The sequence below is a fragment of the Klebsiella sp. GG_Kp146 genome, assembly GCF_040061975.1.
Classification (GTDB): Bacteria; Pseudomonadota; Gammaproteobacteria; order Enterobacterales; family Enterobacteriaceae; genus Klebsiella; species Klebsiella quasipneumoniae.
Genome location: NZ_JBEAHA010000002.1, coordinates 12200 through 29540, shown reverse-complemented (window position 1 = coordinate 29540; position 17341 = coordinate 12200). Strand labels below are relative to the sequence as shown.

18 protein-coding genes are annotated in these 17341 nt (G+C 62.0%); 9 read left to right on the top strand and 9 right to left on the bottom strand.

Annotation, left to right across the window (positions count from 1 at the left end; translation table 11 throughout):
* Window positions 1-27: 27 nt before the first annotated feature.
* From flhA to hypA, 6 genes are all read right to left on the bottom strand, one after another.
* On the bottom strand, window positions 28-2100 hold the full coding sequence (gene flhA, locus ABLU95_RS02450) for a formate hydrogenlyase transcriptional activator FlhA (protein WP_023290801.1): 2073 nt from the start codon (window positions 2098-2100) through the stop codon (window positions 28-30).
* A gap of 235 nt (window positions 2101-2335) precedes the next feature.
* On the bottom strand, window positions 2336-3346 hold the full coding sequence (gene hypE, locus ABLU95_RS02445) for a hydrogenase expression/formation protein HypE (RefSeq protein WP_102005843.1): 1011 nt from the start codon (window positions 3344-3346) through the stop codon (window positions 2336-2338).
* Window positions 3343-4464, bottom strand: coding sequence for a hydrogenase formation protein HypD (gene hypD / locus ABLU95_RS02440; RefSeq protein WP_023290799.1), 1122 nt, complete (start codon window positions 4462-4464; stop codon window positions 3343-3345). The genes hypE and hypD overlap by 4 nt, the downstream gene beginning before the upstream one ends.
* Window positions 4464-4736, bottom strand: a complete 273-nt coding sequence (locus tag ABLU95_RS02435) for a HypC/HybG/HupF family hydrogenase formation chaperone (RefSeq protein ID WP_002914934.1) — start codon at window positions 4734-4736, stop codon at window positions 4464-4466. The genes hypD and ABLU95_RS02435 overlap by 1 nt, the downstream gene beginning before the upstream one ends.
* Window positions 4727-5599 carry a hydrogenase nickel incorporation protein HypB gene (hypB, locus tag ABLU95_RS02430; RefSeq protein WP_023290798.1) on the bottom strand — a complete coding sequence of 291 codons (873 nt, stop codon included), beginning with the start codon at window positions 5597-5599 and terminating at the stop codon, window positions 4727-4729. Before hypB ends, ABLU95_RS02435 begins: the two co-directional genes overlap by 10 nt.
* Before the next feature lie 3 nt (window positions 5600-5602).
* A complete protein-coding gene (gene hypA / locus ABLU95_RS02425) occupies window positions 5603-5947 on the bottom strand; it encodes a hydrogenase maturation nickel metallochaperone HypA (RefSeq protein WP_004205644.1) in 345 nt (114 codons plus the stop codon).
* A gap of 210 nt (window positions 5948-6157) precedes the next feature.
* On the opposite strand from hypA, the gene hycA reads away from it, so the two are divergent.
* From hycA to hycI, 9 genes are all read left to right on the top strand, one after another.
* Window positions 6158-6607, top strand: a complete 450-nt coding sequence (hycA, locus tag ABLU95_RS02420; protein WP_004205645.1) for a formate hydrogenlyase regulator HycA — start codon at window positions 6158-6160, stop codon at window positions 6605-6607.
* Window positions 6608-6689: 82 nt separating this feature from the next.
* Entirely contained in the window at window positions 6690-7298 is a 609-nt protein-coding gene (locus ABLU95_RS02415) for a 4Fe-4S dicluster domain-containing protein (RefSeq protein ID WP_023290796.1), read from the top strand.
* Window positions 7295-9121, top strand: coding sequence for a formate hydrogenlyase subunit 3 (gene hycC, locus ABLU95_RS02410; RefSeq protein WP_241516415.1), 1827 nt, complete (start codon window positions 7295-7297; stop codon window positions 9119-9121). The genes ABLU95_RS02415 and hycC overlap by 4 nt, the downstream gene beginning before the upstream one ends.
* 2 nt (window positions 9122-9123) lie before the next feature.
* Complete coding sequence (locus tag ABLU95_RS02405; protein ID WP_348878745.1) at window positions 9124-10047, top strand: respiratory chain complex I subunit 1 family protein; 924 nt, start codon at window positions 9124-9126, stop codon at window positions 10045-10047.
* A 16-nt stretch (window positions 10048-10063) separates the two neighbouring features.
* Window positions 10064-11773, top strand: coding sequence for a formate hydrogenlyase subunit HycE (hycE, locus tag ABLU95_RS02400; protein WP_004205649.1), 1710 nt, complete (start codon window positions 10064-10066; stop codon window positions 11771-11773).
* A gap of 9 nt (window positions 11774-11782) precedes the next feature.
* Entirely contained in the window at window positions 11783-12325 is a 543-nt protein-coding gene (locus ABLU95_RS02395) for a formate hydrogenlyase complex iron-sulfur subunit (RefSeq protein ID WP_023290793.1), read from the top strand.
* Window positions 12325-13092 carry an NADH-quinone oxidoreductase subunit B family protein gene (locus ABLU95_RS02390; protein ID WP_002914891.1) on the top strand — a complete coding sequence of 256 codons (768 nt, stop codon included), beginning with the start codon at window positions 12325-12327 and terminating at the stop codon, window positions 13090-13092. Before ABLU95_RS02395 ends, ABLU95_RS02390 begins: the two co-directional genes overlap by 1 nt.
* The gene (locus ABLU95_RS02385) at window positions 13089-13499 is read left to right on the top strand and encodes a formate hydrogenlyase maturation HycH family protein (protein ID WP_348878744.1); all 411 of its coding nucleotides are present in this window, start codon (window positions 13089-13091) and stop codon (window positions 13497-13499) included. Before ABLU95_RS02390 ends, ABLU95_RS02385 begins: the two co-directional genes overlap by 4 nt.
* Complete coding sequence (hycI, locus tag ABLU95_RS02380) at window positions 13492-13962, top strand: hydrogenase maturation peptidase HycI (RefSeq protein ID WP_017899636.1); 471 nt, start codon at window positions 13492-13494, stop codon at window positions 13960-13962. The genes ABLU95_RS02385 and hycI overlap by 8 nt, the downstream gene beginning before the upstream one ends.
* An 11-nt stretch (window positions 13963-13973) precedes the next feature.
* Here hycI and ABLU95_RS02375 read toward each other — a convergent pair whose 3' ends face one another.
* The 3 genes from ABLU95_RS02375 to ascF all read right to left on the bottom strand — a co-directional run bounded on the left by ABLU95_RS02375 (window position 13974) and on the right by ascF (window position 17341).
* Complete coding sequence (locus ABLU95_RS02375; RefSeq protein ID WP_044524503.1) at window positions 13974-14267, bottom strand: SymE family type I addiction module toxin; 294 nt, start codon at window positions 14265-14267, stop codon at window positions 13974-13976.
* A 180-nt stretch (window positions 14268-14447) separates the two neighbouring features.
* Entirely contained in the window at window positions 14448-15872 is a 1425-nt protein-coding gene (locus tag ABLU95_RS02370; protein ID WP_065881942.1) for a 6-phospho-beta-glucosidase, read from the bottom strand.
* Window positions 15873-15898: 26 nt separating this feature from the next.
* Window positions 15899-17341 carry a PTS cellobiose/arbutin/salicin transporter subunit IIBC gene (gene ascF / locus ABLU95_RS02365; RefSeq protein WP_218799046.1) on the bottom strand — a complete coding sequence of 481 codons (1443 nt, stop codon included), beginning with the start codon at window positions 17339-17341 and terminating at the stop codon, window positions 15899-15901.

Sequence of the window (17341 nt, the reverse complement as noted above, 5' to 3'; positions counted from 1 at the left end):
CGGCGCGCAAAGAGGGAGCGTGCGAGGCTACACCAGCTCGTCTTTATTAATGCCCAGCCGCTTCATGCGCGACAGGAGCGTGGTGCGCTTCAGCCCCAGCCGCTGGGCGGCGCCCTTCGGCCCGGCCACCACGCCGTTGCTCTCCTTCAGCACCCGGACGATCAGCTGATATTCATCTTCGCCTTCCTCAGGCAGGACCTCTGGCGACCGCGGAGGCTCGACGATATCCCGCTCCGGCAGGGAGAGCTGCAGCACGTTGCCGCGGGTCAGCAGCACCGCCCGTTCGATGACGTTTTCCAGCTCGCGCACGTTGCCCGGCCACTCCATGCGCGTCAGGGTACGCAGGGTCTCCGCCGGAATGCTGTCGATATTGCGTCCCATGCGGCGGGCGATTTTGAAGGTAAAGGCCTTCACCAGCAGCGGGATATCGTCGGGACGCTCGCGCAGCGGCGGCAGGTGGATCGGGAACACGTTGAGCCGGTAGTAGAGGTCGCTGCGAAATTCCCTGTCGATAACCATCTGCTTGAGATCGCGGTTGGTGGCGGCGATCAGTCGGACGTCGGTCTGGATCAGCTTGTTGCTCCCCAGGCGCTCGAACTCCTGCTCCTGGAGAACGCGCAGCAGCTTGGGCTGCAGCTCCAGCGGCATATCGCCCACTTCATCAAGGAACAGGGAGCTTTTGTCCGCCAGTTCGAAGCGGCCGATACGCTGGGCGCTGGCCCCGGTGAAGGCTCCGCGTTCGTGGCCGAACAGATCGCTCTCCAGCAGACCGGCGGGCATCGCGGCGCAGTTCATCTTCACCATCCGCCGACTGTTTCGTCCGCTGAGGTTATGAATGGCGCGGGCGATAAGCTCTTTGCCGGTGCCGGTTTCACCGAGGATCAGTACGGTGCTGTCGCTGTGGGCCACCATCTCGACCTGCTTGAGCACATTGTTCATCGCCTCGCTGCGGCCGATGATCTCCCCGAATTCGCTCTCGACATTGTTGAGCTGCTCGGTGAGGGCGAGGTTCTCATCCACCAGCCGCTCTTTCAGGCGCTGAATTTCACGGTAGGCGAGGGCGTTATCGATAGCGATCGACACCCGCTCGGCGATCTGCCGCAGCAGCTTGAGATTGGTGGTGGTAAACACCTGTTCGTCGCATTGCGCCAGCTTCAGCACCCCGAGGAGGGTGTTGCCGGACATCAGCGGCAGCAGGCACAGGGTCTGGATCTTGTTGCCCCACATTTCGAAGAGCATCTTCTCGTACGGCGCGAGGGTGTCATGCTCGTGCAGATTAAGCAGCAGCATCTCTTTGCTTTTGAACACGCGCTCGGTGAGGGTGCCCGCTTCATCTACCTCGCTCTGGTCGTGAACCGGATGGCTGGCATCGAGATAGTGTGTGGAATAGATGTTGAGCTTCCCTTTGCGGTTGCTGCGCAGCACCACGCTGATGGCGTCGATCCGGAAGTAGCGATGGATCTCTTTCGCCACCTCGCTGACCAGCTCGTCGATATCCAGACGTGAGAGGACCGCGTTGGTGATCGCCACCAGGATGCGGAAGTTGTCGCGCTCGTGGCACAGCAGATCGTAATCGACGTTATTGCTGACCCGGTTCTGAATCTGCTCGCTGACGACGGCGACGATCTGCGCGAAGGTATGCAGCCGCTGGAACTCTTTCTCGCTCCATGGCCGGTTGTCACGGCGCAGAAATTCGCAACCGCCGAAGATCCGCCCGTCGGCCGCCAGCGGCAGCAGCGAGTAGTACCCGAACGGGCGATAGATCCCGCTGCGGATAAGCTGCGGCCAGGTGTCGGCAAAGGTCTCATGATCGCAATGCAGAGCATCCGGCCGGGAGAGTAAGCGGCGCACCGGTCCGTGGGCGAGCACGGTTTCATCTTCATAGCTCACCGGCTGGCCTGCCTCATCGCAGGCGTATCTGGCCGCGCGGTGGTTGCCTGCGTTCCACAGGATAATGGCCGCTTCGTCGGCCAGTGCGGACTGTTGCACCAGGCGGGTCAGGGTTTCGCTCAGCGCAGCCAGATCGGGCTGCTGTAATAAAAGCCGGGTGATATCAAACAGACCCTGCTGGCCGAGATCGCTCATCGGTGTATACGACATGGCTTACATCCAAAACGCGCCGGCAACGCGGCGCATAAGAAAATGATGGTACAAATAATAGTATGTTAATAAAGCGGTTATTGCCGCTTTAACCCATCCGTGGGCGCCCGCTGGTTTGGGCGGGACAATCATGCTGGCTTTTCCCGGCTCGCGCTGCGCTTAGCCGGGCTACATGTGCGCGCCGTGTTGTAGCCTGGATAAGGCGCCAGCCGCTATCCGGGACCCGACGCCGTGGTTAACAAATTCTCGGCAGCGGCTCGGCGTGGGGAAGATCGAGCGTCCGCTTTACGCCGTACAGCCCGACGGAACGCACGCCCGGGCGGGCGACCACCTCGCCGATTATCGCCGCCTCGCGTCCCAGGGCGTGAGACCGTATATGCGCCAGCACGTTTTCCGCTTCTTCGCGGGCGACGGCGATCACCAGCTTGCCTTCATTGGCGAAGTTCAGGGCGTCCAGCCCGAGCAGCTCGCAGACTCCGCGCACGGTGTCGTTGACCGGCAGCTTCGCCTCGTGCAGTTCAATGCCGCAGCCGCTGGCGGCGGCGAACTCATGGGCGACGGCGTTGACGCCGCCGCGGGTGGCGTCGCGCAGGGCTTTGACGCCGCGCAGCGGCCGCAGGGTTTGGATCAGCGGCGTCAGCACCGCGCAGTCGCTGGACAGCGCGCCGTCGAGCCCCATCTGCTCGCGCAGATTAAGGATGGTGGCGCCATGATCCCCCAGCGTGCCGCTGACCAGCAGCACATCGCCGGCGCTGATCTGCTGCGTCCCCCAGCGAACGTCTGCCGGGATGGCGCCGATGCCGGCGGTGTTAATAAACAGCTTATCCGCCGCGCCGCGCGGCACCACTTTGGTGTCGCCGGTAACGATGGCGATCCCTGCCGCCCGGGCGGTATCGGCCATGCTGGCGACCACCGTTTCCAGGGTAGCCATCTCCAGCCCCTCTTCGAGAATAAACCCGCAGGAAAGATAGCGGGGGATAGCGCCGCTGACCGCCACATCGTTGGCGGTACCGCAGACGGCCAGCTTGCCGATATTGCCGCCGGGAAAGAACAGCGGGTCAATCACATAGCTGTCGGTGGAGAAGGCGAGGCGATCTCCCTGGGCGGCAAGCGCCGCCAGATCGAGACGCGCCTGATCTTCCTGCTCCGCCAGCCAGGGGTTGGCGAAAGCCTGCATAAACAGGTCGCCGATCAGCTGCTGCATTGCCTGACCGCCGCTACCGTGGGCTAACTGGACGCTTTTCATGCTTCATATTCCTGACTGCGATATTGATACCAGGCGGCGCAGGCCCCTTCCGAGGAGACCATCAGCGCGCCAAAGGCGCTTTGCGGATTGCAGGTGCTGGCGAAGAGCGGGCACTGGTGCGGTTTACAGCGGCCGGTCAACACCTCGCCGCAGCGGGCGCGCGGGTCGTCGCACACGCGCTGCGGCGCCGGGCGGAAATGGGCCTCGGCATCGAAGCGCTGATAGGCCGGCGTGAGGTGCACGCCGGAGTCGCTGATGACCCCCAGACCGCGCCATTCGCTGTCGCCATCAAGGCGAAACACGTCGGCCATCGCCGCCTGCGCCAGCGGGTTGCCGGCATCCGGCACTACGCGGCGGTACTGATTTTCCACCTCGCTACGCTGCGCTATTGTCTGCTCAACCAGCATCACCGCGCCTTGCAGTAGATCAAGAGGTTCGAAACCGGCGACCACTAACGGGCGATGATAGTCGCTGGCGATAAAGCCGTAGGCTTCGGTGCCGATCACCATACTGACGTGGCCGGGGGCGAGAAAGGCGTCGATACCGTTGTCAGGCTGGTCCAGCAGACTGCGCAGGGTCGGCAGCAGGGTGATGTGCTGGCAAAAAAAGAAGAAGTTATCGACGTTGCGCTCCCGCGCCTGACGCAGGGTGAGGGCGGTGGCGGGCATGGTGGTTTCGAAACCGAGACCGAAAAAGACCACTTCACGCTGCGGGTTTTGCTGCGCCAGCCGCAGGGCGTCCATCGGCGAATAAACGATGCGGACATCGGCGCCGCGGGCTTTCGCCTGCAGCAGTGAGCCGTTTTTGCCCGGTACGCGCATGGCGTCGCCGAAGGTACAGAAGATAACCCCCGGACGACTGGCAATCTCAATGCAGGCGTCGATGCGCCCCATCGGCAGGACGCACACCGGGCAGCCGGGCCCATGAATAAATTCGATATTCTCAGGCAACAGCTGGTCGAGACCGAACTTAAAAATGGCATGGGTATGACCGCCGCAGACCTCCATGATGCGCAGCGGTCGCGCGGCGGTGTGCGGCAGCAGATGGGCACGCTGCTGAAGATGGGCCACCAACTGCATGACCTGCTCAGGGGCGCGGTATTCGTCAACGTAACGCATTATCGCTCCTCGCCGTACAGCAGGGCGCCGACGTCCGGCTCTACGTCAAACATATTTTGCAGCGCTTCGAGAGTGTCGCGGGCTTCGGCTTCATTAATCACGCTCATGGCGAACCCGACGTGCACCAGCACCCACTGGCCGAGACGCGGCTGGCCCTGCTCGTCAACGGCGCCCACCAGCGTCAGGTCGACGTCGCGCTGAATGCCGCAGACTTCCACCTTCGCCAGCACGCCGTCGATGGCGCAAATTTGTCCCGGAATGCCTATGCACATCGCTGCGTCTCCAGCCAGGTGAGCCACTGATCCATGCCTTCGCCGCTGGTGGCGGAGAGGAGGATAATGTCAATATGCGGATTGACCTCGCGGGCGCAGGCCAGGCACTTCTCGACGTCGAAATTGAGATACGGCAGCAGGTCGACCTTGTTGAGCAGCATCAGGCTGGCGGCGGCGAACATATGCGGATACTTCAGCGGCTTGTCTTCGCCTTCCGTGACCGACAGCACCGCCACCTTATGGCGTTCGCCGAGATCAAAGCTCGCCGGGCAGACCAGGTTGCCGACGTTTTCAATAAACAGAATGCCGTGGTCAGCCAGCGGCAGGCGCGGGGCGGCGTCGGCGATCATCTGGGCGTCGAGATGGCAGCCTTTCCCGGTGTTGACCTGAATCGCCGGGGTGCCGGTGGCGCGAATGCGGGCGGCGTCATTGACCGTTTGCTGGTCGCCTTCAATCACTGCGCAGTCGGCACGCCCTTTCAGCCGGGTGAGGGTTTCGGTGAGCAGGGTGGTTTTGCCGGAGCCGGGGCTGGAAACCAGATTCAGCACCAGCTGCTGCTTCGCCGCAAAGCGCGCGCGGTTGCGCGCCGCCAGACGGTTGTTTTTATCCAGCACGTCGATTTCCACTTCCAGCATGCGCCGCTGGCTCTGGCCCGGGGCGTGAGTCCCCGCTTCGCCATGGCCGTAATGCAGATCGCCCTCTGTCGTGCGGGTGGGGGCGAAGTGGTCGGTTTTTACGCCGGTGATGGTCATCGTCTGGCGTGGGGCGGGCGCGAAGGGGGCGCTGCGGAACGCGGAATGCGGGTTTCGTTCGTCTCCTTCAATATAGAGGTTGCCTTCTCCACAGCCGCATGTTGTACACATAATTTACTCCAATTCTAAACGCTGAATCTGTAAGCCGTCATCCGCCACGATCTGTAGCTGGTCGTTATTACAGTGCGGGCAGCGGCGGACGTGCTGCGAGACAAGATGGACGTACTGCTGACAGCGTTCGCACCAGCATTCAGCCTGTTGTTCGGCGATATGCAGTTCGCACCCCTCCGCCAGCGTGCCGCGGCAGACCAGCTCAAAGCAGAAGGTCAGGGCGCTGGCTTCCACGCAGGAAAATGCTCCCACCTTAAGCCACACGCCGGTCACCCGCCGCGCGCCGGCCTGCTGCGCCTGTTGTTCAATAATTTCCAGCGCCCGCTGGCTGAGGGTGATTTCGTGCATAGTCGCCTCCGTATCGCGATGCGCCTTTTATGCAATAACGGTGCCAGAACGGACTCGTAGTGGCAGGAAATGTCGATGACGACGCGCCGGGGCTGTCATCGACATGTCGCGTCGGCAGGGAATAAATATAAAAACATAATTAAATCAAATAAATAAAATGTGGCACGGAAAATGCTTAGACGGTGCATCTCATGCTACGGAGAAACCGATATGACTATTTGGGAAATAAGTGAAAAGGCGGATTACATCGCCGACCGTCACCGGCAGCAGCAGGAGCAGTGGCATATCTACTGTAACTCGCTGGTTCAGGGGATCACCCTGTCGAAAGCCCGCCTGCATCACGCGATGAGCTGCGCGCCGGACAAAGAGCTGTGCTTCGTGCTGTTCGGCCATTTTCAGGTGTTCGTCGCCCTGGCGGAAGGCTTCAACAGCCACACCATCGAATACTACGTCGAAAACAAAGGCGGCGGTGATAAGTATCTGATTGCTCAGGCCACGCTCGCCGCGGATGGCACGGTGGACGGGCGGATCAGCAACCGCTCCCGCGACCAGGTGCTGGAGCATTATCTGGCGATTATCGCCACCGTCTATGACCGTCTGTATGACGCCATGGAGCAAGACCAACCGGTGGACTTAAGCCATCTGGCCCTGACCCACTGATCGCAAGGTGTCGACACGTGTCGAAAATGACACCTGCGCAACCTGATTTCGTCAAAAGTGACTTTCACCCGAGGATGACCCGGTGAACCGTTTTGTAATTGCTGACTCCACTGTCTGTATCGGCTGCCGCACCTGCGAGGCCGCCTGCTCTGAGACGCATCGCCAGCACGGCCTGCAGGCTATGCCGCGGCTGCAGGTGATGCGTAATGAAAAAGAATCGGCACCGCAGATGTGCCACCACTGCGAAGACGCCCCCTGCGCCGCTGTCTGCCCGGTAAACGCTATCCAGCGCGTCGATGGCGCCGTCCAGCTCAACGAGAGCCTGTGCGTAAGCTGCAAACTGTGCGGCATCGCCTGCCCGTTTGGCGCGATCGAATTTTCCGGCAGCCGTCCGCTGGATATTCCGGCCAATGCCAATACCCGGCTGGCGCCCCCCGCGCCGCCGGCGCCGGCCCGCGTCAGCTCGCTGCTCGACTGGGTGCCGGGCGTGCGCGCCATTGCCGTGAAATGCGACCTCTGCCACTTCGATGACCAGGGCCCGGCCTGCGTGCGGACCTGTCCGACCAAAGCGCTGATGCTGGTGGATAGCCGTGATATCGCCCAGGCCAGCAAGCGTAAACGCCAGCTGACCTTTAATACCGACCTTGGCGACTTGTCGTTGTTCCAGGCGCAACAGGGGGAGAGGGAATGAGTGTAATTGGATTAGTCAATCAGGCGGTGACATGGTACGCCGCCAGCGCTGTGCTGGCCTTTGTGTTTGCCATGCGTAAACCGCTCAGCGGCGCCATTGCCGGGATCGGCGGCGCGGTGGCCAGCGCCATGCTGGTGGTTGCCGGCGGCGCCGCGCTGCTGATGCCGGATCGGATCCACGGCGGCATGCTGCAGTTTCTCCATCTGACGATGCGGGTGGGCGGCGTCAATGCCCTGTGGCTGCTGGCCATCGGCCTGTCGGCGCTGCCGGTGTCGCTGTTTAACATTAGCTGGCATCGCCACCCGCAGGTGAAGGCCAACGGCCTGCTGGTCAACCTGCTGCTGGCCGCCGCCACCTGCGCGGTGGTGGTGACCAATATTGGTTCGCTGGTGGTGATGGCGGAGATCATGGCGCTCTGCGCGGCGTTTCTCACCGGCTGCGCCGCCTCCGGTAAGCTGTGGTTTGCGCTGGGTCGTCTCGGCACGCTGTTGATGGCATGGACCTGCTGGCTGGTGTGGTCGACCTACGGCACCCTCGAGCTGGCGCAGATCAATCTCCGGGCGGTGGATATGATGCAGAACCCGCTGCTGTGGCTGCCGGGGCTGGCGGGGTTCGCCCTGCTGGCGGGGGCGATCCCGCTGCATGGTTGGGCGCCGCAGGCTCACGCCGGGGCCAGCGCGCCGGCCGCCGCGCTGTTTTCCACTGTGGTCATGAAGGTCGGTCTGTACGGCATGTTAACCGTTTCGCTGGCCGGCGGCGTGCCGCCGCTGTGGTGGGGCGTGATGCTGCTGGTGCTGGGGATGATCACCGCCTTCATCGGCGGGCTGTATGCGTTGATGGAGCATAACATTCAGCGCCTGCTGGCCTATCACACCCTGGAGAATATCGGCATCATCCTGCTGGGGCTGGGCGCCTTCGTCACCGGCGTGGCCACCCGCAACAGCACGCTGATGGTGCTGGGCTTCATCGGCGGCATGTATCACCTGATTAACCACAGCCTGTTCAAAACTACGCTGTTCCTCGGCGCCGGGGCGGTGTGGTTCCGCACCGGCCATCGCGATATCGAGAAGCTGGGCGGCATCGGTAAAAAAATGCCGCTGATCTCCCTCGCCATGCTGGTGGGGCTGATGGCGATGGCGGCCTTGCCGCCGCTGAACGGCTTCGCCGGCGAGTGGGTCATCTACCAGTCCTTCTTCAAAATGAGCACCAGTGACCTGTTTATTGGCCGTCTGCTGGGGCCGCTGCTGGCGGTTGGCCTGGCGATCACCGGCGCGCTGGCGGTGATGTGTATGGCCAAAGTCTATGGTGTCACCTTCCTCGGCGCGCCGCGGAGCAAAGAGGCGGAAAACGCCACCTGCGCCCCCTGGCTGATGACCCTGAGCGTGGTCATGGCGGCGGTCTTCTGCCTCGTTGGCGGCATTGCCGCGCCGTGGCTGCTGCCGCTGGTGAGCGGCGCCTTCCCGCTACAGGCCCAGGTGTCGAGCGTGGTGTCGCAGCCGATGATCGCGCTGCTGCTTATCGCCTGCCCGCTGCTGCCGTTCCTGCTGATGATCTTCTTTAAAGGCGATCGCCTGGCGGCGCGCTCGCGCGGCGCGGCCTGGGTCTGCGGCTACGATCACGAACAGTCGATGGTGGTCACCGCCCACGGTTTCGCCATGCCGGTGAAAGAGGCTTTTGCGCCGCTGCTGAAGCTGCGTCACTGGCTGAATCCGGTGCGTCTGGTGCCGGGCTGGCAATCGGCCTCGGCGCCGGCGCTGCTGCGCGGAATGGCGCTGGTTGAGCTGGCGGTGCTGGTGGTGATTGTCATTTCCCGAGGAGCCTGAGAATGAGTCTGTTAATTGCATTGCTACAGGCGCTGGCGCTGTTTGCCGTCGCGCCGCTGTTATCCGGGATCGTCCGCGTCGCCCGCGCGCGGCTGCATAACCGCCGCGGACCGGGCGTGCTGCAGGAGTATCGGGATATCCTGAAATTGCTGGGCCGCCAGAGCGTCGGTCCCGACGCCTCGGGCTGGGTGTTCCGCCTGACGCCGTACGTCATGGTGGGCGTGATGCTGACCATCGCCACCGCCTTGCCGGTGGTGACGGTGGACTCTCCGCTGCCGGTGCTTGGGGATCTCATCACCCTGATCTACCTGTTCGCCATCGCCCGTTTCTTCTTCGCGATTTCCGGTCTGGACACCAGCAGCCCGTTTACCGCGCTGGGCAGCAGCCGCGAAGCGATGCTCGGCGTGCTGGTGGAACCGATCCTGCTGCTGGGCCTGTGGGTCGCCGCGCAGGTGGCGGGCTCCACCCATATCAGCAGTATCACCGACACCCTTTATCACTGGCCGGCAGCGCGCAGCATTCCACTAATTCTGGCGCTGTGCGCCTGCGCCTTCGCCACCTTTATCGAGATGGGCAAACTGCCGTTCGATCTGGCGGAAGCGGAGCAAGAGCTGCAGGAGGGGCCGCTTTCCGAGTACAGCGGCAGCGGCTTTGGCATCCTGAAGTGGGGCATCAGCCTCAAACAGCTGGTGGTGCTGCAGATGTTTGTCGGGGTCTTTTTCCCGTGGGGCCAGATGACCAGCTTCAGCGTCGGCGGCCTGCTGCTGGCGCTGGTGGTGGCCGTCGTCAAGCTGGTGGTTGGCGTGCTGATCATCGCGCTGTTTGAAAACAGCATGGCGCGTCTGCGCTTCTGTGCCACCTCCCGCGTCACCTGGGCCGGGTTTGGTTTCGCCTTTTTAGCTTTCGTCTCCTTGCTGGTGGCGTGATTAAGAGAGTTTGAGCATGTCTGAAGAAAAAATCGGTCAACACTATCTTGCGGCGCTGCACCAGGCCTTTCCGGGCGTGGTGCTGGACGAAGCCTGGCAGACCAAAGACCAGTTAACCATCACCGTGAAGGTCAATTACCTGCCGGAAGTCGTGGAGTTTCTCTACTACCAGCAGGGCGGCTGGCTGTCGGTGCTGTTCGGCAACGATGAACGTAAGCTGAACGGCCACTACGCGGTCTATTACGTGCTGTCGATGGAGCAGGGCACCAAATGCTGGATCACCGTGCGTGTGGAAGTGGATGCCAACAAACCGGAATACCCATCGGTGACGCCGCGCGTGCCGGCGGCGGTGTGGGGCGAGCGCGAAGTGCGCGATATGTACGGCCTCGTGCCGGTTGGCCTGCCGGACGAACGCCGTCTGGTGCTGCCGGACGACTGGCCGGATGAACTCTATCCGCTGCGTAAAGACAGCATGGACTATCGCCAGCGTCCGGCGCCGACCACCGACGCCGAAACCTACGAGTTCATCAACGAGCTGGGCAGCAAGAAAAACAACGTGGTGCCGATCGGCCCGCTGCACGTCACTTCCGATGAGCCCGGCCACTTCCGCCTGTTCGTTGACGGCGAGAACATTATCGATGCCGATTACCGTCTGTTCTATGTCCATCGCGGGATGGAAAAGCTGGCGGAAACCCGCATGGGTTATAACGAAGTCACCTTCCTGTCGGACCGGGTGTGCGGCATCTGCGGCTTCGCCCACAGCACCGCTTATACCACCTCGGTGGAGAATGCGATGGGCATCGTGGTGCCGGAGCGGGCGCAGATGATCCGCGCCATTCTGCTGGAGGTGGAACGCCTGCATTCGCACCTCCTGAACCTCGGTCTGGCCTGCCACTTCACCGGCTTCGACTCCGGCTTTATGCAGTTCTTCCGCGTGCGCGAAACCTCGATGAAGATGGCCGAGATCCTCACCGGCGCGCGGAAAACCTACGGTCTGAACCTGATCGGCGGGATCCGCCGCGACCTGCTGAAAGAGGACATGATCCAGACCCGCCAGCTGGCGCAGCAGATGCGTCGCGACGTGCAGGAGCTGGTGGATATGCTGCTCAGCACCCCGAACATGGAGCAGCGTACTGTCGGCATTGGCCGTCTGGACCCGGAAATCGCCCGCGACTTCAGCAACGTCGGCCCGATGGTGCGCGCCAGCGGCCACGCCCGCGACACCCGCGCCGACCACCCGTTCGTCGGCTACGGCCTGCTGCCGATGGAAGTCCACAGCGAACAGGGCTGCGACGTCATCTCTCGCCTCAAGGTGCGGATCAACGAGGTTTATACCGCGCTGAACATGATTGATTACGGTCTCGATAACCTGCCGGGCGGTCCGCTGATGGTGGAGGGCTTCACCTATATTCCGCACCGCTTCGCGCTGGGCTTCTCAGAAGCGCCGCGTGGGGATGATATCCACTGGAGCATGACCGGCGACAACCAGAAGCTGTACCGCTGGCGCTGCCGGGCGGCGACCTACGCCAACTGGCCGACTCTGCGCTATATGCTGCGCGGCAATACCGTTTCCGATGCGCCGCTGATCATCGGCAGCCTTGACCCGTGCTACTCCTGTACCGACCGCATGACCGTGGTCGATGTCCGCAAGAAGAAGAGCAAAGTGGTGCCGTACAAAGAGCTGGAGCGCTATAGCATCGAGCGTAAAAACTCGCCGCTGAAATAAGGAATCGCCATGTTTACCTTTATTAAAAAAGTGATTAAGACCGGCACCGCGACGCACGCCTATCCGCTGGAGCCGATGCCGGTAGATAAAAACTTCCGCGGCAAGCCGGAGCATAACCCGCAGCAGTGTATCGGCTGCGCGGCCTGCGTGAACGCCTGCCCGTCGAACGCCCTGACGGTAGAGACCGATCTGGCCACTAACCAGCTGGCGTGGCAGTTCAACCTCGGGCGCTGCATCTTCTGCGGCCGCTGTGAAGAGGTCTGCCCGACGGCGGCGATTAAGCTGTCGCCGGAGTATGAGCTGGCGGTGTGGAAGAAAGAGGATTTCCTCCAGCAGTCGCGCTTCGCTATCTGCCACTGCCGGGAGTGCCAGCGGCCGTTCGCGGTGCAGAAGGAGATCGACTACGCCATCGCGCTGCTCAAGCATAACGGCGACACCCGCGCCGAGCTGCACCGCGAAAGCTTCGAAACCTGCCCGGAATGCAAGCGCCAGAAATGCCTGGTGCCGTCCGATCGTATTGAACTGACCCGCCACATGAGGGAGGCCAGCTGATGAGCACTTTACTTGGCCCACGCGATGAAAACGGCATTCCGGTGCCGATGACGGTGGATGAATCCATCGCCAGCATGAAGGCCTCGCTGCTGAAGAAAATCAAACGTTCCGCCTACGTTTATCGCGTCGACTGCGGCGGCTGTAACGGCTGTGAAATCGAAATTTTCGCTACCCTTTCACCGCTGTTCGACGCGGAACGCTTCGGGATTAAGGTGGTGCCTTCGCCGCGCCATGCCGATATCCTGCTGTTTACCGGGGCGGTGACCCGCGCGATGCGCTCCCCGGCGCTGCGCGCCTGGCAGTCGGCGCCAGATCCAAAGATTTGTATCTCCTACGGCGCCTGCGGCAACAGCGGCGGCATCTTCCACGACCTGTACTGCGTCTGGGGCGGTACCGATAAAATCGTGCCGGTGGATGTCTATATTCCCGGCTGCCCGCCGACCCCGGCCGCGACGCTGTACGGCTTCGCGATGGCGCTGGGCCTGCTGGAACAGAAAATTCACGCCCGCCTGCCGGGCGAGCTTGACGAACAGCCGACCGAGCTGCTGCACGCCGATATGGTGCAACCCCTGCGGGTGCGCATCGATCGCGAAGCGCGCCGTCTGGCGGGCTATCGCTATGGTCGGCAGATTGCCGACGACTATATGCGTCTGCTCGGCCAGGGCGACAGCCAGGTGCTGCGCTGGCTGGAGGCGGAGAAAGATCCGCGTCTGACCGAGATCGTCACCCATCTCAACCAGGTGGTCGAGGGGGCGCGTATCCGATGAGCGAGACGGTGGTGTTCAGTCAGCTGAGCCGTAAATTTATTGATGAGAACGACGCCACGCCGGATCAGGCGCAGCAGGTGGTCTATTACAGCCTGGCGATTGGCCACCACCTCGGCGTTATCGACTGTCTTGAGGCGGCGCTGAGCTGCCCGTGGGACGCGTATCTGGCATGGATCGCCACCCTTGAGGCCGGCAGCGTCGCGCGACGCAAAATGGAGGGGGTGCCGAAGTATGGCGAAATCGTCATCGACAGCAGCCATGTGGCAATGCTGGCCAACGCCTTTGATAAAGCGCAGTCCGCGCAGACCCCGCAGCAGCATGCGTGGAGCAAAACAATGCTCAGCATGCTGCATGATATTCACCAGGAAAGCGCCATCTACCTGATGGTGAGGAGATTACGTGACTGACGTTTTACTCTGTGTCGGCAACAGTATGATGGGCGACGACGGCGCCGGCCCGCTGCTGGCGGAGATGTGTGCGGCGAACCCGGCCGGCCAGTGGGTAGTCATCGACGGCGGCAGCGCGCCGGAAAACGACATCGTGGCGATCCGCGAATTACGCCCCGAACGCCTGCTGATCGTCGATGCCACCGATATGGGCCTAAACCCCGGCGACATTCGCGTCATCGACCCCGACGACATCGCCGAGATGTTTATGATGACCACCCATAACATGCCGCTCAACTATCTGGTCGATCAGCTGAAAGAGGACGTCGGCGAAGTGATCTTCCTCGGCATTCAGCCGGATATTGTCGGTTTTTATTATCCGATGACCCAGCCGGTGAAAGAGGCCGTTGCCCGGGTGTACCAGCAGCTGGCAGGCTGGCAGGGCCACGGCGGCTTTGCCCGGCTGGAAGCCGCAGACGATTAACACAGCGGTGCTCAGGGCTCCCCGACGGCGGGCGACTGACCGGCCGGGAGCCCCGTTACCGGCGGCGCCAGCTCAAGATTCTCTATTACTAATTTACCGGGCGACACCGAGACTCTGACCTGCGTGCCGACCGGGAATCCCGCCTGCTCCAGCCAGTCGCCGTTCAGGCTCAGCGCCGCATGGCGGGTGTAGCGCCGCGTCTCCCGCGTTTTGCGGTTCTCATGGCGTTTTCTGACATATCCCACGGTTAACTGGCGAATGGCCCTGGCGATCCCTCCGGCTGCGGTGGTGTGCTGTGCGTTCATGATGTGCTCCTTGCTGAAGATACCCCTGAAAATATACTGGATAAAATACCAGTTGTTGTGAACGGGAGGCAAACCAGAAACTGGAATCAGGCTCGAGAAAAAAACATGTAATAGATGCAACAGAAAGCAGCGCCCGTCCCCCGGTTAGCGCAGAGAGACGGGCGAGCGCGGGAGACGCGCTTAGTCGAGGTCGGCGCCGTTGCTGGCTATCACCTTCTGGTACCAGAAGAACGACTTTTTACGCTTGCGCGCCAGCGTGCCGTTGCCGGCGTCGTCGCGATCGACATAGACAAAGCCGTAGCGCTTGCTCATCTCGCCGGTTGACGCCGAGACCAGATCGATGCAGCCCCAGCTGGTATAGCCCAGCACCGGAATACCATCGCCGATGGCGTCGCGCATCGCCTTGATGTGCTCGCGCAGGTAGCTGATGCGATAGTCGTCATTGATCTCCCCCCTGGCGTCAATCTCGTCCCGGGCGCCGAGCCCGTTTTCCACCAGGAACAGCGGTTTCTGATAGCGGTCATACATCATGTTCATGGTGATGCGCAGGCCCAGCGGGTCGATGCCCCAGCCCCATTCGCTGGCCGGAATGTGCGGGTTCTTCAGCGACTTGACGATGTTGGCGGCATTGGTGTTGCTGGCGTTCATCTCCGCCGAGGCGCAGCGCGAGGCGTAGTAGCTAAAGGAGACGAAATCGACGGTGTTTTTGAGGATCTCATCATCGCCCGGCTGCTTCACAATGGTGACCCCCTTTTCCCGGAATACCCGCGCGGCCCATACCGGGTAGGCGCCGCGCGCCTGGACGTCAATAAAGAACAGGTTTTCGCGGTCCTTCTCCAGCGCCATCCATACATCTTCCGGCTTGCAGGAGTATGGGTAGAAATTACCGCCCGCCAGCATGCAGCCGACCTGATTCTGCGGGTTTATCTCGTGGGCGATTTTTGTCGCCAGCGCGCTGGCCACCAGCTCGTGATGCGCCGCCTGGTACTTCACCTGCTCCTGATTTTCTCCCTCTTCAAACACCAGCCCGGCGCCGGAGTAGGGGCTGTGCAGCATAATGTTGATTTCATTGAAGGTGAGCCAGTATTTCACCAGACCGTCAAAAGCTTCAAAGCAGGTGCGGGCGTAGTGGCTGAAGAAATCGACCATTTTGCGGTTGCGCCAGGAGCCGTACTCCATCACCAGGTGCATCGGCACGTCAAAATGGCACAACGTCACCAGCGGCTCGATACCGTGCTTTTTGCACTCCTCGAACAGCGAACGATAGAAGGCGATGCCCTGCGGATTCGGCTGCTGCTCGTCGCCGCGCGGGAACAGGCGGCTCCAGGCGATGGAGGTGCGAAAGACGCTGAACCCCATCTCCGCCATCAGGGCGATATCTTCCTTGTAGCGGTGGTAGAAATCGATCGCCTCGTGGCTGGGGTAGAATTCGTCTTCGCGAAGCGTGAAGCGCTTCTCCAGGCCTAATTTTACCGGCAGACGATGGGCGCCGTGGGGAAGGGTATCCACGGTGGCCATCCCTTTCCCCCCTTCGCGCCATGCGCCTTCTGACTGGTTGGCGGCCAGTGCGCCGCCCCATAAAAATCCCTGTGGGAAACTCGCCATGCGTTACCTCGTTATCAATGGTGTGTTCAGGCGTGGGTTGCCTGGGCCTGGGCCTGGCGCGCTCGGGCGTCGGCGGCGGCCTGTTCAACGGGAATATCTTCAAAGCCGAGGATCAGCGTCAGGGCAAACGACAGCACTACCGACAGCGCCATCACGCCAAACACCCAGACGATGGTCATTGGATTGGCTGGATCGAAAAACTGCACGCTGGTGAACAGCCCCGGCGCCGCCATCGAGTGGCTGGCCAGTCCGGCGATGCCCGCCACCGCGCCGCAGATAAAGCCGCTGATTAAGCTGGCGATCAGCGGGCGTTTCAGGCGCACCGCCACGCCGTACAGCGCCGGTTCGGAAATCCCGGCCAGAATCGCCGATGCCGCGGCGGCCAGCGCCGTCTGGCGCAATTCCGGGTTTTTCGTTTTCCACGCCACCGCCAGCGACGAGCCGCCGAGCGACAGGTTGGCGCCGATCTCCGACGGCATTACCATGCCCTCTTTGCCGGTTTCGGCGATGGTCTGAATGATGGTCGGCGTAAAGACCCGGTGCATGCCGGTCATCACCAGCAGCGGCCACAGCCCGCCCATGATCGCCACCGACAGCCAGCCGAGATAGCTGTGGATCGTATAGACCAGCGCGGAAATGGCGCTGCCGATCCAGATGCCGAGCGGGCCAATCAGCAGGATCGCCAGCGGGGCGGCGATCAGCACGATCAGCATCGGCTTAAGGAAGTTTTTCGTCACTGCCGGGGTAATGCGATCCACCCAGCGTTCGATATACGACAGGCACCAGGTCATCACCAGCGCCGGGATCACCGTGTAGGTGTATTTCACCGCGGTCACCGGAATAAGGGCAAATTCGACGTGTTCGCCCTGGGCGGCTTTGGCCATTAATTCGATAAACCCGGGATGCACCAGCACCCCGGCGATAGCGATGGCCAGCGACATATTGGTTTTGAATTTCACCGCCGCGGAGGCGGCCACCATCAGCGGCAGGAAGAAAAACGCGCCGTCGCCGATAAGCGTCAGGAGGGTCAGCGTCGGCGAGCCTTTCGGCAACGCGCCGCTCATCTCAAGGATCATCGCCAGTAGTTTGACCATCGATCCGCCGATAATCGCCGGGATCAGCGGCGACATGGTGCCGATCAGCGCGTCGAGGATCCCGGCGCCGATGCGTTTCAGGGTGATCGGCGCTTTGCCCTGCGGCTCGGCCGGGCGCAGGTCGCCAGGCAGGAGATTCACCACCTCGCGATAGGCCTGAGAGACCGTGTTGCCGATGATCACCTGGCACTGGTTATCGCTGCGCACGACGCCGAGCACCCCGGTCAGGCCTTTCAGGGTAGGGCTATCGACCTGTTCGTTGTCTTTGACCACGAAGCGCAGACGCGTCATGCAGTGGGTTACGGCGACGACGTTATCGACTCCGCCTAATGCCGCGACTATCTGTTGCGCCAGGGCTGCATAATTTTTCGACAT